Genomic DNA, 13861 nt, shown 5'->3' with positions numbered 1-13861 from the left:
CGAAACCGATCGTTCGCAGCCTAGCGAACCTCGGGCCGTCACACGGCGGGAGCGTTGCGGTCGGCCCAGTGGGTGATATCGGCGCGCTCGAGCGCCGCGGCCAGCAGATCGGGGAACTTGTCCGGGGTACACGCGAAGGCGGGGATGCCGAGCGCGGCCAGCGCGGCCGCATTGTCGTGGTCGTAGGCGGGGGCGCCCTCGTCGGACAGCGCCAGCAGCACCACCACCTGCACGCCCGCCTCCTTCATCGCGTGGCAGCGCCGCAGCATCTCCTCGCGCACGCCGCCCTCGTACAGGTCGGAGATGAGCACGAACAGGCTGTCGGTGGGCCGGGTGATCAGCGACTGCGAGTACGCGATGGCACGATTGATGTCGGTGCCGCCGCCGAGCTGGGTGCCGAACAACACGTCGACGGGGTCGCTGAGCTGCTCGGTGAGGTCGACGATCTCGGTGTCGAACACCACCAGCGAGGTCTTCAACGACCGCATCGAAGCCAGCACCGCGCCGAAGACCGAGGCGTAGACGACGCTGGCCGCCATCGACCCGGACTGGTCGATCGCCAGCACCACGTCGCGCTGGATCGACTGCGCCTTGCGCCCGTAGCCGACCAGCCGCTCGGGGACGACGGTGCGGTGCTCGGGCAGGTAGTTGGCCAGATTCTTGCGGATGGTCCGGTCGAAATCGATGTCGCGCAGCTTCGGCCGGTGCGTGCGCGCGGCACGGTTGACGGCGCCGCTGACCGCGGCCACCGTCTTGGCCGCGATGCGGCGTTCGATCTCGCGCACCACCTTCTCGACCACCATCCGCGCTGTCGCCTTGGTGGTTTCGGGCATCACCCGATTGAGGCCGAGCAGCGTACCCACCAGGTGCACATCGGGTTCCACCGATTCCAGGAGCTCCGGTTCGAGCAGCAGCTGGGTGAGGTTCAACCGCTGCACGGCATCGCGCTGCATCACCTCCACGACGGTCGCGGGGAAATAGGTGCGGATGTCACCGAGCCAGCGCGCCACCCGTGGCGCCGAACCACCCAGGCCGCCGGACCTTTTCGTGGAGCCGCTCGACTCGCCGGTGTTGTACAGGGCGGCGAGCGCCTGGTCCATCGCCTGATCGGGGCCGCCGGACAGCCCGCCGAGCTGTTCCTCGGCGGCGGTGCCGAGCACGAGTCGCCAACGGCGCGCGTGGGATTCGTCGATATCGGTCATCGCAGCTCCTGGGGGACAGGGTGGGGCGCGACGGTGGGCGCCGTCGCGCGGTGGGATCGGTCTCCGGACGCGGGGTTCATCCTGTTGCCCCCAGGATCGCGGCGGCCGCTCGCAGCGCCAGCTGCCCGCGGGCCGGGTCGACAGCGGTGGTGGCCGCGGCCGGTGTCGTGGGCCCCGTATCGCGCAATGCCTGGCCGATGGCGCGGCGCTCGCCCGATTCGAACGAGCCGAAAGTGCGGCGCAGCAGGGGAAGGGTGGCGACGAACTGGTCCTCGGTGAGTTCGCGCAGCCATTCGTCGATGCGGCGCAACAACTCCCGATCGTGCACCAGCAGCAGGCCGCGGCCGCCGAGGAAACCGTCGATCCAGGCGGCCTTGGCGGCGGGGGTGTTGCCGACGGACAGGGCGGCGGCGAGCCTGCGCGCCGAATCGGCGTCGTCGATGCGCTCGGCGTCGCAGAGCAGCCGCACCGCCCGGCCCGCGATCGCGCCGTGCACGTCGTCACGATCGGCGATGCGCTGCAGGGTCGCGAGCCATTCGGTGCTCGCGTGCTCGTCGTCGCGGGTGCTGATGGCGGTGTGCGCGGCGTCGATCTGGGCTCGCAGAGCCTCGGCCGCGTCGGTGTCGAGGCCGGTGACGGCGCCGGGCAGCCCGGCGCAGATCCGCACCAGCAGGCCGTCGGCGACGTGCGCGAGCGCCTTGGTATCGGTGCCGCGGACGTCGCCGTAGCGCAGGGTCCGCGTCAGGCCGGGGAGCGCGCCGAGCAGGTGGGTGACGTCGTGGTCGAGGGCCGCGGCCGCCTCCAGCCGGGTGATCAGGCCCTCGGTGGCGCCGCCGAGATCGGCGAGCAGCGCGGTCTCGAGCGCGTCGGCGAGCTCGGTGACCGAGACACCGTCACGGCTCGCGGTGTCCAGGATCTTGGCCTCGGCGGCCGTGCGCAGCGTGGTGCCCCAGACCGCGGCCTCGACGATGCGCACCGCGAATTCCGGTTCCCAGCGCAGCGCCCACGTCTCGCGGAAGGTGCCGGTGTTGCGGACCTCGCCCACCGTCGGTGTGCCCCAGTCGATCCCGAGCAGGCGCAACCGGTGCAGCAGGTGCGAACGTTCGACGTCGCGGTCCTTGCGCAGGTCCAGGTCGACGGTGCGGGCGAGGGCCTCCTGCTTGAGCCGCAGGGTCTTGATCCTGGCCCGCAGGTCGGCCGCCAGCGGAACCGTCGGGGTGTCCTCGGGCACGCCGCCGAGGGTCTCGCCGACCACCAGTTCGTCGATCACCAGCCGCAGCATCGTCTCGTCGCCCGCGCACATCACCGACCGCACGGCCTCGGTGACCTCGGACAAGCCCGGCAGCGGCCGGTCCCGCAGCGCCGCCAGGGTGTCGGCCAGCCGGACGGATTCGATGATGTGCGCGCTCGACACGGGCAGATCGTGGGCTCGCAGTACCCCGGCGACCTTGGTCAGCCAGCGGGCCACCGGCCGCTCGGTCTCGGTGAACAGGTGGTGGTACCAGCCCGGCGAGGTGACGCCGGCGCCGTATCCGGAGCTGGTGGCCAGCCGCGAATGTGTCCACGGCACCCACGTCAGCGCGGCCTTGGTCTTCGGCATCCCCTTGAGCAGCCGGGCATCCGGCGCCGCGGGGCCGAGCGGCCCGGTCAGCGCGGGCGCGTGCCATGCCCCGCACACCACCGCGACTCGCTGGGCCCCGTCCTTCAGCGTCTGCCGCAACACCTGCCGCATGTACGCCTCACGTCGCAAGGTGTGCTCGTCGACGACCAACGGCGCCCACCGGGCGGGCCTCGAATCCCCGTGCTCGGGACCGGAATCCGGGTCCGGCGACAGTACGGCGGCCGGCTCCACTCCCGCGCTGTCCGTGGGGCCGGGCGCATCCTCGCGCAGGGCGGCCATGGCTTCGGTGATGGCGTCGAAAGCGGCGCTGTCGGGCACGGATTCGACGACCGAGTCCCACCAGCGTTCGGCGTCGTCGTAGCCGGCGGCCGCGGCGAGGGTGCCCAGCGGGTCGGTGCGGTCAGCGCGGGTGTCCTCGTCGGCGGCCAGGACATGGGATGCGGGCAGATCGCAGAAGCGAACCGGCACCGCGTGATCCACGCCGTAGCGCAGGGCCTGCCACTCCGGGGAGAACACCGCGAACGGCCAGAAGGCCGCGCGGGCAGGCGAGTCCGGCACATACGCCAGCAGTGCCACGGGCGGGTGCATGGTGTCGGCCGCGACGAACCCGACGAGGGGATCGGCGTCGGCGGGCCCCTCGATGAGGATGGCGTCGGGCTCGAACTCCTCGAGCGCCTGCCGCAAGGACCGCGCCGATCCGGGGCCGTGATGCCGGATCCCGAACACCCGGGTGACGCCGCCCTTCTCCGCGCCCCTGCGACGCGCCGCCCCCGTGACCGGGCCTGCTGTGGTGCCGAGACCCTCGCTCGCCGGTTCCCGGGAGTCCGTCGCCGCGCCCGTCCCGGCTCGACCCGCGCCGAACGCGGCTTCCGCATCGATCCCGGTCCCACCGCTGTGTTCACTCATCGAAAGTCCCTGTGCGCTTCGTGTTCCGTTCTCCCTGGCCTCGGTGTCAGTCGGCGATCTCGCGGCAGGCGCGATAGAAGTCGGCCCAGTCGGGGCGTTCGCGGACGACGGCCTCGAGGTACTCGGTCCAGATCACGGAGTCGGCGGCCGGGTCCTTGATGACCGAACCGAGAACAGCGCCGGCGATGTCGGAGGCGCGCAGCACGCCGTCACCGAAGTGGGCCGACAGCGCCAGTCCGTTGGTGATCACCGAGATGGCCTCGGCCGTGGACAGCGTGCCCGACGGCGTCTTGAGCTTGGTGCGGCCATCGGCGGTGATGCCGGAGCGCAGCTCGCGGAACACCCGCACCACCCGGCGCACCTCCTCGGCGGCCGCGGGCACGGTCGGCAGTTCCAGTGCGGCGCCGAGCTGTTCGACCCGCCTGCTCACGATGGCCACCTCGGAGTCCTCGTCGGCGGGCAGCGGCAGTACCACGGTGTTGAAGCGGCGGCGCAGCGCCGAGGACAGATCGTTGACGCCACGGTCACGATCATTGGCCGTGGCGATCACGTTGAAGCCCTTGGCCGCCTGTACCTCCGCGCCCAGCTCGGGCACCGGCAGCGTCTTCTCCGACAGGATGGTGATCAGCGCGTCCTGCACATCGGACGGGATACGGGTGAGTTCCTCGATCCGCGCGATCGCTCCCGTGCGCATCGCCGTCATCACCGGCGAGGCCACCAGCGCCGCGTCGCTGGGCCCCTCGGCGAGCAGCCGGGCGTAGTTCCAGCCGTAGCGGATCGCTTCCTCGGCCGTCCCCGAGGTGCCCTGCACCAGCAGCGTCGACTCGCCGCTGATGGCCGCCGAGAGATGTTCCGACACCCAGGTCTTGGCGGTGCCGGGCACGCCGAGCAGCAGCAGCGCCCGGTCCGTGGCCAAGGTCGCGACCGCCACTTCCATCAGCCGCCGCGGCCCGACGTACTTGGGCGTGATCACCGTTCCGTCGTCGAGTGTGCCGCCGAGAACATAGGTGACGACCGCCCACGGCGAGAGCCGCCAGGACGGCGGCCGCGGCCGATCGTCGACGCGGGCCAGCGCGGCCAGCTCGTCGGCGAAGGCCTGTTCGGCGTGCGGACGCAGCAGGGTGGTTGCCGGTTCGGTGGTGGTCATCGCAGCTCCTCGAGCATGGTCGCGCGGTCGGTGAGATCGTGGGCGAGTCGGTGGAAGGCCTGTTGCCAGGCGGGGTCCTCGGTGGTGTCGGCGAGCGCGGTGACGCGCGCGGCCAGGTCGACGGGCAGGTGTACGCCCGCGGCGGTGAGCAGCGCGCGGTCGGTGTAGACCCCCGCGCTGGCGTGCGGTTGACGGCCCGTGGTGCGGGCCCGTTCGCTCAGCAGCCGCAGCACGTGCGCGGCGACCGGCGCGGGCCACGGATGGTCCAGGCCGGGCAGGATCGCGTGCAGTTCGGTGAGCTGGTGCGCGTCGAGATCGAGGACGTGCTCGATCCGGTCGGCGGCGGCGAGCAGGCCGAACAGCTCACGGCGGCGCAGCACGGCCTGCTCGGTGGGGGTGGCATTGGCGAACAGCGCACGCGCCCAGCCGGTCTCGCGCTGGGCGATGGCCGCGTCGACCCAGCCGTCGACGATCGCCTTGGCATAGCGCGGCGGCAGGGAGAGCGCCATGGCCGCCGCGGCGGTCGCCGAGCCGGCGGCGCCGACCAGCGGCGCCCAGGCCGTGAGCGGCGCCGCCGACACGGCCTGATGCAGGGTCGTCACCGTCGAATCGGGGGTGTCCCAGCGCAATCGGGCCTGGTCGGTGCCGTCGGTGATGCCGTCGCGCCGGGCCTGTGCGTCGACCTCGGTGGGCACGCTGACCTCGACGCCGCCGTCGGCGTCGACCCGCACCCACGCGGCCACCAGGGCGGCCATCCGCTGCCCGTACGCGGAGCCGGGCAGGCGGGCCAGCAGGTTCGCCGCCGTGCGCCGGACATCGCCGCGGCGGTCGTCGAGCGCCCGCTCGAGCAAGGGCTCGTCGGCCGTGTTCAGGCCGTGTTCGAACAGCGCGAGCAGCTCTGCCTTGATCGGGCCGGACTCCTTGGCCCACGCGGCGCTCAAGACCTCGAGCGCGGCGGCCGGATCGCTGCGCCGCAGCTGGGCCAGCCAGTCCTTGCGCTCGCCCGGTGCGCCGAACAGCCAGACATCCTGGGCGACCACCGCGCTCTCCCCGTCGACGACCTCGCCGGCCCGGTCCACCGGGAACGAATCCAGCAGTGCCGACCACGCCGGATTGCGGGCCGCGAGCCAGCGCCCACGGCGACCGGCCAGCCGCAACAGCGGACCGCGCAGCTGCACGTCGGAGGCGGCCGTGAGCGCCTGCACGCACAGCACATCGGGCAGCCGGAAATCGGACGGCGCCGCGGCGGCGAACCACTCGGGCAGGAAGGCCGACTTGTCCGCCAGCATCCGGCGCAGCCGTTCGGCGGCCTTGCGCGGGAGCATCGGACGCGGATCATCCGCGGCGGCTTCGGGTTTCGGCGCGGTGCCGGGGAGCCTGCCGCCGCGCAGGTACAGGTCCTGGAGCGCGGCGGTGTCGAGCAGCCGGACGGCCGGTTCGCCCGAGCGGCGCGGCACCGCGTCCGCGACCGCCACTGCCACCTCGAGGCCGTCGACCCCGCGCCGCGCGGTACCGAGCAGCGCGACCGAAACCAGTTCGGCCAGTTCGGGAGACGGGGCGGACCCGCTCGGGAACTCGGTCTCCAGATCGCTCACCTCGCCCGCGCTGAGCACCGAGATCGGGTCGAAACCGTCGGCGCGCCACTCTCCGGTGACCGTCACCGGATGACCACCCGACACCGCGATCAACCGCCACGGCCGCACCCCGGCGGGCAGCGGCAGGGCCGTGCCCTCGTCGTCGACCAGTTGCCAGCCGTGTTCGTCGAGCACCGGGACGACCTCGGCCAGCACGGCGGGCCACGCCCGCAACCAGGGATCGGCGCCCAGCGCGGCGGCGTAGGCGTCGAGCGCGTCGGTGATGGTGCTGCCGCCGAGCGCGGGCACGGTGGTGAACGGTTCGGGCACGCCGTGGCGGGCGCCCCACTGCACGCGCAGCGGCGCCGCGCCGGGATAGAAATGCACGTCGGCGTCCACCTCGTGGCCGGGTGCGGGCACCTCACCGGTGAAGTTCGGGGAGCCGAAGGAGTGCTCGACCAGCACCGCCCAGCGCCCGCTGCCACGGCCGCGCAGCCAGGTGCGCCGGGTGTGCAGCCGTTCCTCCTCGCTGACCCGCATGCCGAGCACCTGCCAGCGATCCCGGACCGCGGGCTCGGCCAGCACGGTCTCCGCGTGCGTCGGATAGCCGACATGGGTGCGCACGCCCGCGCGCAGCGGCTCGGGCAGCGCGTCGATACCGCGATGGGCCAGCACCAGCAGATGCAGCCGGGCGTACTCACGCAGCAGCAGCTCCGGCCAGTGCTCGGTCGACATCATCGCGGCGGGTAGCCGGCGCAGCGTGGCCGCGACCCCGGGCGCCTGGGCGTCGACCATGCGCGCCGCGATGGCCTCGTAGGCGGCGAACGACCTGTCGGTCTGGGCGAGGCCGGTGCGGATCTGGTCGGTGAGCCACACCTCCAGCTCGGTCAGCCCCGCCGACACCCGCGCCCTGCGTTGCTCGACGGTCGCCTGCGACGGTGTCGTGGACGCCTTGGCCTTGGCGGGCGCGGCGGCCTTGGCGGCCCGGCCGGCCAGCCATTCGGCCGCGAAGCCGGCGGGCGCGTCCCGCTCCGGCACCGCGCCGCCCGACCAGGCGAGCAGCAGCGACAGGGCGTGCTTGCAGGGGAATTTCCGGCTCGGGCACGAGCATTTGTACGCGGGCCCGGCCAGGTCGACGACGGTCTGATACGGCTTGGCACCGCTGCCCTGACACAGCCCCCACACCGCGCTCCCGTCGGCACCGGTCTCGCGCCAGCGACCGGCCAGCTTGCGCGCGGCAGCCAGTGAGCTCGCGTCCGGCGCGAGTGCGCGGACCTGTTCCTCGGTCCAGGGCGCCTGTCGGTCGGTCATCGCCTTCCCCCGTTCTGTGTCGCCGCAATATCTACCGCAGCGCACCGACAACTGCCGCTCACGTCGGTGAACCACCTGGAAAACGCTGGTGCTGTGGCGGATTCACGTTTTCCCTCTTGCTGCCTGCGGCAAAGTCTGGCATTCTGACCTGTTCGGCTCGCCCGGACCGCCCACGCCGCTCAACGGAGCGTATCGCGGGTGTGAACACCTCATCGAGCTGCCCGCCGGGGTGGACGAGGGGTGGACATCGATGGGCCCGCCGCGGCTCAACGATGGCCATTCCACTCCCGCGGGCAGATTCGCTGGGGCACTGCGCATCCCCTGGGCGAACGCACCGCGATCGGGTAGCGTTTCCCGCGAGGATCTGGCCGGCCGTACAGCGGCCGCCGTGGTGCGCACGGGCGCGAAGGGGGATGTCGCAGGGTGTGCTCGGATCGGATCGCCGAGGTGGTCGCGCGCGAGCTCGCGGCCGATCCGGCCGTGGACGCGCAGGTCGCCGAGTGTGTGATGGCCGCGCTCGCCGAGGCCGACGACGACAGGGCCGAACCGGACACCGGTGACACCGGCGTCTTCCTGCGCGCCATCTCCGTGCACGGCTTCCGCGGTATCGGACCCACGGCGACGCTGCGGCTGAACCCGGGGCCCGGGCTCACCCTGGTCGTCGGCCGGAACGGCAGCGGCAAGTCGAGCTTCGCCGAGGCGGCGGAATTCGCCCTGACCGGCGGCAACCGGCGCTGGGACGGCCGGTCCACCGCGTGGCGGGAAGGATGGCGCAACCTGCACGAACCCGACCTCGCCCGGATCGAGGTCGACCTGCTCACCGCGGGCGCGGACACCGAGCTCACCGTCGCCGCGCACTGGGCGCCGGGCGGCGACCTCACCGACGCGCAGTGGACCGAGCGGCGCGGCGCCGCGCCGTCGACCCCGGTGGACCCGCGCAGCAGCCGTCAGCGGCTGGATCTGTACCGCCCGTTCCTGTCCTATAGCGAACTGGGCGCGCTCGTCGACGGCAAGCCCAGCGATTTGTTCGACGCGCTGCATCGCCTGCTCGGCCTCGACGAACTCGCCGCCGCCGCCGAACGCATCCGTCTGCGCAAGCTGGAACTCGAACGGGCCGTGAAGGATTCGCGCCAGTCGCGGACCGAGTTGCTGGCCGAACTGGTCGAGGTCGACGACGACCGCGCCCGGCGCGTCGCCGAGCTGCTGCGTGCGCCCGACCCCGACCTCGACGCGGTGGCCGCGGCCGTCGCCGGTTCGGTGCTGGACGTCGACGGGCCCGAGGGACTCCGCGCGATCCTGCGCCTGGCCCTCCCCGGCGCCGCCGAGGTCGAGGCGGCGGTGGATCGGCTCGCCGACGCCTCGGCGGAACTCTCACGACACGCCACCACCGACGCCGAGTCCGACCTGCGTGTCCTCGAATTGCTCATGCGCGCACGCGAACACGCGGCTCTCGCGGGCGCCTGTCCCTGCCCGGTCTGCGGCCGCGGCGACCTCGACGAGGCCTGGCTCACCGCCGCCGATGCCGAGATCGCCGAGCGCGGCGCCCATCTCGCCGCCTTGCGTGCGGCCCGCGCCGAGTTCGAGTCCGCGCTGGCCGGCGTCCGGGCGTTGTTCTCCCGGGTACCGGCCGAGCTGACTCCACCGCTGCCCGAGGGAACTGTCGCCCGCGATGCCGTGGAAGCCGGCGAAGGGCACGAGGCCGGCGGTACTCCGGTCGTCGGCGGTGACGCGACATGCGTGCTCAGCGCTCGGCTCGCGAGCGTCCGACGCTGCTGGACGGCGTGGGAAGCGCTGCGCGAAACCGACTTCGACGAGGACCTGCCGAAACGGATCCGCGCGACACACGCCGAACTCGCGGCGGAGCTCGCCGCCCTGCACCGCGAGACCGGCGCCGAACTCGAGCGGCTCGACGCGGTGTGGTCGCCGCTGGTCCCGCGCATTCTCGACTGGCTGCGCCCGGCGCGAACCGTGTCCGCCGACGCGGGCGAACTGCGGGTCGTGAAGAAGGCCGCCGACTGGCTCAAGTCCGCGACGGCGACCATCCGGGGCGAGCGGATGCGCCCGTTGGAGAGCACCGCCCGCTGGGTGTGGAGCACGCTGCGCCAGCAGAGCAATGTGGAACTCGGCGCGATCCGGCTGCAGGGCAGCGCGGGCACGGCGCGACGGGTGCTGCTCGACGTCACGGTCGACGAGGTCGACGGCGCCGCGCTCGGCGTGATGAGCCAGGGCGAGCTGCACGCGCTCGGGCTGTCGCTGTTCCTGCCGCGAGCAACCATGGCGCACAGCCCCTTCCGCTTCGTCATGATCGACGACCCGGTGCAGGCCATGGATCCGGCGAAGGTGGACGGGCTGGCCAGGGTGCTGGCCGAGGTGGCGATCACCCGGCAGGTGGTGGTGTTCACCCACGACGAGCGCCTGGCCGAGGCGGTGCGGCGGATGCAGCTCGACGCCACCGTGCTCGAGGTCCAGCGCCGCGAACGTTCCGTCGTCGAGGTGCGGGTGACCGGTGACCCGGTCCGTCGCTATCTCGACGACGCGCGGTCCCTGCTGCGCACTCCGCAGCTGCCGCCCGCCATCGCCGACGAACTCGTCGCCACCTGCTGCCGCTCCGCGATCGAGGCCGCCGGGCTGGCCAAGGCCCGCCACGAACTGCTCGCCACCGGCCTCGACCACGCCGAAGTGGAACGACGGGTGCGCAAGGCCCACACCACGCGCGCCATGCTCACCCTCGCGCTCATGGGTACCGGCGCCCGCGTCGACGACCTCAACAAGCATCTCAGCGCCGTCGGTGGCCGCTGGCTGGTCGGTGTGCTGCGCGACGCCACCGCGGGCGCGCACGTCCCGATCGACCGTCCGATGCGCGAATTGATCAGCGACACCGAACGATTCATCGCCTGGTTGCGGGCGCACGAACCCGCCGCGGTGCGCTCGTGAATCGGCGCACCCGCCGTCGCGGCCCGCGATACACCCCCCGCCCCTCGGTCGCCGAGCGGCTCGAGGCGGCCGAGCATCTGCTGTCCGGTTCCGTCTCGGACGCGGGTGGGGTGTGGTCGCGAGCGGTCGCGTGGATCCTGCGCCTGGCGCTGGAACAGGCCGTCGACGAGCTGTGGGCGCAGATCGCGCCCGAACTCATGCGCTGTCCGATGCGCGCCCAACTGCTGGCCTTGCGCGTGTACGCGGGGCCGGAGACCGCGGGGCAGGTGGGCGCGGTGTGGGCGGCGCTGTCGCGGGCCGCGCACCACCTCGACTACGAGATGGCCCCGAGCGTGACCGACCTGCGGCGCTGGCGGGACCAGACCGCGGAGCTGGCACGGGCGCTCGAGCTGGTCCCGCTGGCCCACCAGCCCTTCGCCTGACCACCCGCCGGCTCCCACCGGCCGACCGGGCAGGATGGGCCGCATGGGTGAAGCGAAACCATGTCCGTGCCGGCGCGGCGAACCGTTCGACGCCTGCTGCGGCCCGATCCTGGCGGGCGCCACACCGGCGCCGACCGCCGAGGCCCTGATGCGTTCGCGCTACACCGCCTACGTCGTCGGCGACGTCGGCTACCTCCTGCGTTCCTGGCACCCGAACACCCGCCCCGCCGAGCTCGAACTCGATCCGGCGCAGCGGTGGCTGTTCCTGGAGATCGTCGGCACCCAGCGCGGCGGCCCGTTCGACGACAACGGCACCGTCGAGTTCATCGCCCACTACAAGCTCGACGGCGTCCGCGACGCGATGCACGAGCTGAGCACGTTCGTGCGGGTCGACGGCGCGTGGGTGTATCTCGACGGCACCTTCCAAGCCTGACAGACTGACCCGGTGCCCCGGATCGCGATCGAGTACTGCACCCAGTGCCGCTGGCTCCTGCGCGCCGGCTGGATGGCGCAGGAACTGCTCACCACCTTCGCCACCGACCTCGACGAGGTGGCGCTGGTTCCCGGCCAGGGCGGCGTCTTCCGCATCACCCTCGACGACGAGCAGCTGTGGGAACGCAAGGCCGACGGCGGCTTTCCCGACATCGCGAGCCTCAAACAGCGCGTGCGCGACCGCATCGACCCCGACCGCGACCTCGGCCATTCCGACCGCCGCGACTGAGCGCTCCCGCGCGGATCAGCAGCAGCCGCCGCCTCCGCAGCAGCCACCGCCTGCGGGGCGGGGCGCCGCGACCGGGGCCGGGGCGGCGCCGCGGCCGGTGGTCGCGAAGGTGGTCAGCAGTTTGACGGTGTCGTCGTGGCCCGCGGGGCAGGCGGCCGGGTCCGAGGCCTGCGCCATCGGGCGGTTCACGTCGAACGTGTCGCCGCAGGAGCGACACCGGAAGCTGTAGTTCGGCATCGGCACAGTGTAGGCAGACGGGGCGAGCTGCGACACGGCGATATCAGCGCATTTCCAGCTAACTGTTACCTGCGGGAATGGTGCGTTGGGAGGCCCTCCGGCGCGGGTCGACGTACCCTCGAAGTGAGTCACCAGGTGCTGCGGCCTGCGGGAGCAAATACACAGGCACCCGTGGGGTCGCGCCGGCAAGGAGGTGTGCGATGAGCATTCAGTCCGATCTCGACCCCGACCTGCGGACACACGAGGCCGAGCCGCTGGCGCGCACGGAGTACGGAATGGTCAGCGGAATCTGGGACGGGCCGGTCGCCGTCTGGCGCAGCGTCCCCTACGCCGCCGCACCCGAAGGACCAGCGCGTTTCGCCCTGCCGAAGCCCCCGCGGCCGTGGGAGGGCGTGCGTGACTGCGCCGTCTTCGGCGACATCGCGCCGCAGGCGATGGGCGCGATGGTGCCGGTCGACTCCGATCTGGCCATGGGTGAGGACTGCCTGTGGGTCAACGTCTGGTCCCCGCGGCCGGAGCCCGGCGACGACGAGCCGCGACCGGTGATGGTGTGGCTGCACGGCGGCGCCTACTGTCTCGGCACGGCCGCGCAGAGCATCTACGACGGCCGCAAGCTGGCCGAGGCGGGCGACGTGGTGGTCGTCTCGGTGAACTACCGGCTCGGCGTGCTCGGCTTCCTCGACCTGTCCTCCTTCGGGGACGAGTTCGCCGCCAATCTCGGCCTGCACGACCAGCTGGCCGCGCTGGCCTGGGTGCGCGACAACATCGCCGCGTTCGGCGGCGATCCCGGCAACGTCACTGTCTTCGGCGAATCCTCGGGCGCCGGCTGCGTCACGGCACTGCTCACCTCACCCGCCGCGAAGGGGCTGTTCCACAAGGCGATCGCCCAGAGTCCGCCCGCCACCACGGTTTTCGGACAGGAGCGGGCAGCCGTCGTCGCACAGCGCTATCTCGAACTGCTCGAGCTGGGGCCGGGGGAGGCGCAGCGGTTGCTCGAGCTGCCGATCGCACAGCTCGTCGAGGTCGGCGCGGTGCTGCTCGACGAGGTGCCGATCAAAGAACCGGGCAGGCTGGCGGCGGCGCCCGTGGTCGACGGTGAGCTGTTGCCCGGCTATCCGATCGACCGGTTCCAGCAGGGCCGATCCCATCAGGTGCCCCTGCTGATCGGCACCAACCGCGACGAGGCCTCGCTGTTCCGGGTCCTGCGCTCACCGATCATGCCGGTGACGCCCGACGCCGTGAACGCCATGCTGCGCGATGTCGCCGCCTCGCATCCGGAGATGTCGCCGGAACGGATCGCCGAGATCACCTCCGCCTATCCGGATCTGATGAAAACCCGTGGCGCGCTGGCGATGTCCACCGACGCGGCCTTCCGGATGCCGGCCGCCTGGGTCGCCGAGGGCCACGCCCAGCACTCACCGACCTGGATGTACCGCTTCGACTACGCGACCCCGATGTTGAAGGCGGCCAGGGTCGGTGCGGGCCACGCCACCGAATTGCCGTATGTCTTCGGCAATTTCGGCACACTCAACCACGACCCCACCTTCTGGCTCGGTGGTCGCAAGGCCTCGCTCGCGGTCTCGGGTCGCATGCAGCGCCGCTGGCTGGCCTTCGCCGAACACGGCGTCCCCGCCGCCCTCGACGGTTCCAAGCACTGGCCGCACTACCGCCCCTCGGCCCGCACCACCCTGCTCATCGACACCATCGACCACGTCGTCGACAACCCCGACGCCGACCTGCACACCGCCTGGGGCGACCACGCCGTCGGCTTCAGTTAGGCGAGACA

The 13861-nt window shown here is 72.4% G+C and carries 10 protein-coding genes; 5 read left to right on the top strand and 5 right to left on the bottom strand.

Annotated elements, in window-relative coordinates:
- Positions 1 to 38 precede the first annotated feature (38 nt).
- The 4 genes from DFR69_RS06560 to DFR69_RS06545 all read right to left on the bottom strand — a co-directional run bounded on the left by DFR69_RS06560 (position 39) and on the right by DFR69_RS06545 (position 7761).
- Positions 39 to 1202 carry a VWA domain-containing protein gene (locus DFR69_RS06560; RefSeq protein WP_110036520.1) on the bottom strand — a complete coding sequence of 388 codons (1164 nt, stop codon included), beginning with the start codon at positions 1200 to 1202 and terminating at the stop codon, positions 39 to 41.
- Between the two features lie 76 nt (positions 1203 to 1278).
- Entirely contained in the window at positions 1279 to 3729 is a 2451-nt protein-coding gene (locus DFR69_RS06555) for a DUF5682 family protein (RefSeq protein ID WP_222596499.1), read from the bottom strand.
- 46 nt (positions 3730 to 3775) lie between these two features.
- The gene (locus tag DFR69_RS06550; protein WP_110036519.1) at positions 3776 to 4876 is read right to left on the bottom strand and encodes an ATP-binding protein; all 1101 of its coding nucleotides are present in this window, start codon (positions 4874 to 4876) and stop codon (positions 3776 to 3778) included.
- The gene (locus tag DFR69_RS06545; RefSeq protein WP_110036518.1) at positions 4873 to 7761 is read right to left on the bottom strand and encodes an SWIM zinc finger family protein; all 2889 of its coding nucleotides are present in this window, start codon (positions 7759 to 7761) and stop codon (positions 4873 to 4875) included. Before DFR69_RS06545 ends, DFR69_RS06550 begins: the two co-directional genes overlap by 4 nt.
- Before the next feature lie 423 nt (positions 7762 to 8184).
- On the opposite strand from DFR69_RS06545, the gene DFR69_RS06540 reads away from it, so the two are divergent.
- The 4 genes from DFR69_RS06540 to DFR69_RS06525 are packed head-to-tail and all read left to right on the top strand — an operon-like array spanning position 8185 to position 11838.
- The gene (locus tag DFR69_RS06540; RefSeq protein WP_110036517.1) at positions 8185 to 10695 is read left to right on the top strand and encodes an AAA family ATPase; all 2511 of its coding nucleotides are present in this window, start codon (positions 8185 to 8187) and stop codon (positions 10693 to 10695) included.
- Positions 10692 to 11117, top strand: a complete 426-nt coding sequence (locus tag DFR69_RS06535) for a hypothetical protein (protein ID WP_110036516.1) — start codon at positions 10692 to 10694, stop codon at positions 11115 to 11117. The genes DFR69_RS06540 and DFR69_RS06535 overlap by 4 nt, the downstream gene beginning before the upstream one ends.
- Positions 11118 to 11151: 34 nt before the next feature.
- The gene (locus DFR69_RS06530; RefSeq protein WP_110036515.1) at positions 11152 to 11550 is read left to right on the top strand and encodes a YchJ family protein; all 399 of its coding nucleotides are present in this window, start codon (positions 11152 to 11154) and stop codon (positions 11548 to 11550) included.
- Between the two features lie 12 nt (positions 11551 to 11562).
- Positions 11563 to 11838 (top strand): Rdx family protein, encoded by a 276-nt coding sequence (locus DFR69_RS06525; RefSeq protein ID WP_110036514.1) that lies wholly within the window; start codon positions 11563 to 11565, stop codon positions 11836 to 11838.
- Positions 11839 to 11853: 15 nt separating this feature from the next.
- On the opposite strand, the gene DFR69_RS06520 is transcribed toward DFR69_RS06525, so the two are convergent.
- Positions 11854 to 12075: an FmdB family zinc ribbon protein gene (locus DFR69_RS06520; protein ID WP_110036862.1), complete on the bottom strand. Its 222-nt coding sequence runs from the start codon at positions 12073 to 12075 to the stop codon at positions 11854 to 11856.
- A gap of 200 nt (positions 12076 to 12275) precedes the next feature.
- Here DFR69_RS06520 and DFR69_RS06515 point away from each other — a divergent pair, with 200 nt between their 5' ends.
- Positions 12276 to 13853, top strand: coding sequence for a carboxylesterase/lipase family protein (locus tag DFR69_RS06515; RefSeq protein ID WP_110036513.1), 1578 nt, complete (start codon positions 12276 to 12278; stop codon positions 13851 to 13853).
- The last annotated feature ends 8 nt before the right edge of the window (positions 13854 to 13861 follow it).

Origin of the sequence: Nocardia neocaledoniensis, assembly GCF_003182135.1 — a bacterium.
Taxonomy (GTDB): domain Bacteria; phylum Actinomycetota; class Actinomycetes; order Mycobacteriales; family Mycobacteriaceae; genus Nocardia; species Nocardia neocaledoniensis.
The sequence above is the reverse complement of the archived record's forward strand: the minus strand, read 5'-3'. Positions and strand labels throughout refer to the sequence as shown.

What these genes read in the sequence shown, in the direction of transcription:
- DFR69_RS06555 (WP_222596499.1), bottom strand. Translation starts at nt 3,729, where the DNA reads ATGAGTGAACACAGCGGTGGGACCGGGATCGATGCGGAAGCCGCGTTC.
- DFR69_RS06515 (WP_110036513.1), top strand. Translation starts at nt 12,276, where the DNA reads ATGAGCATTCAGTCCGATCTCGACCCCGACCTGCGGACACACGAGGCC.
- DFR69_RS06545 (WP_110036518.1), bottom strand. Translation starts at nt 7,761, where the DNA reads ATGACCGACCGACAGGCGCCCTGGACCGAGGAACAGGTCCGCGCACTC.
- DFR69_RS06520 (WP_110036862.1), bottom strand. Translation starts at nt 12,075, where the DNA reads ATGCCGAACTACAGCTTCCGGTGTCGCTCCTGCGGCGACACGTTCGAC.
- DFR69_RS06530 (WP_110036515.1), top strand. Translation starts at nt 11,152, where the DNA reads ATGGGCCGCATGGGTGAAGCGAAACCATGTCCGTGCCGGCGCGGCGAA.
- DFR69_RS06550 (WP_110036519.1), bottom strand. Translation starts at nt 4,876, where the DNA reads ATGACCACCACCGAACCGGCAACCACCCTGCTGCGTCCGCACGCCGAA.
- DFR69_RS06560 (WP_110036520.1), bottom strand. Translation starts at nt 1,202, where the DNA reads ATGACCGATATCGACGAATCCCACGCGCGCCGTTGGCGACTCGTGCTC.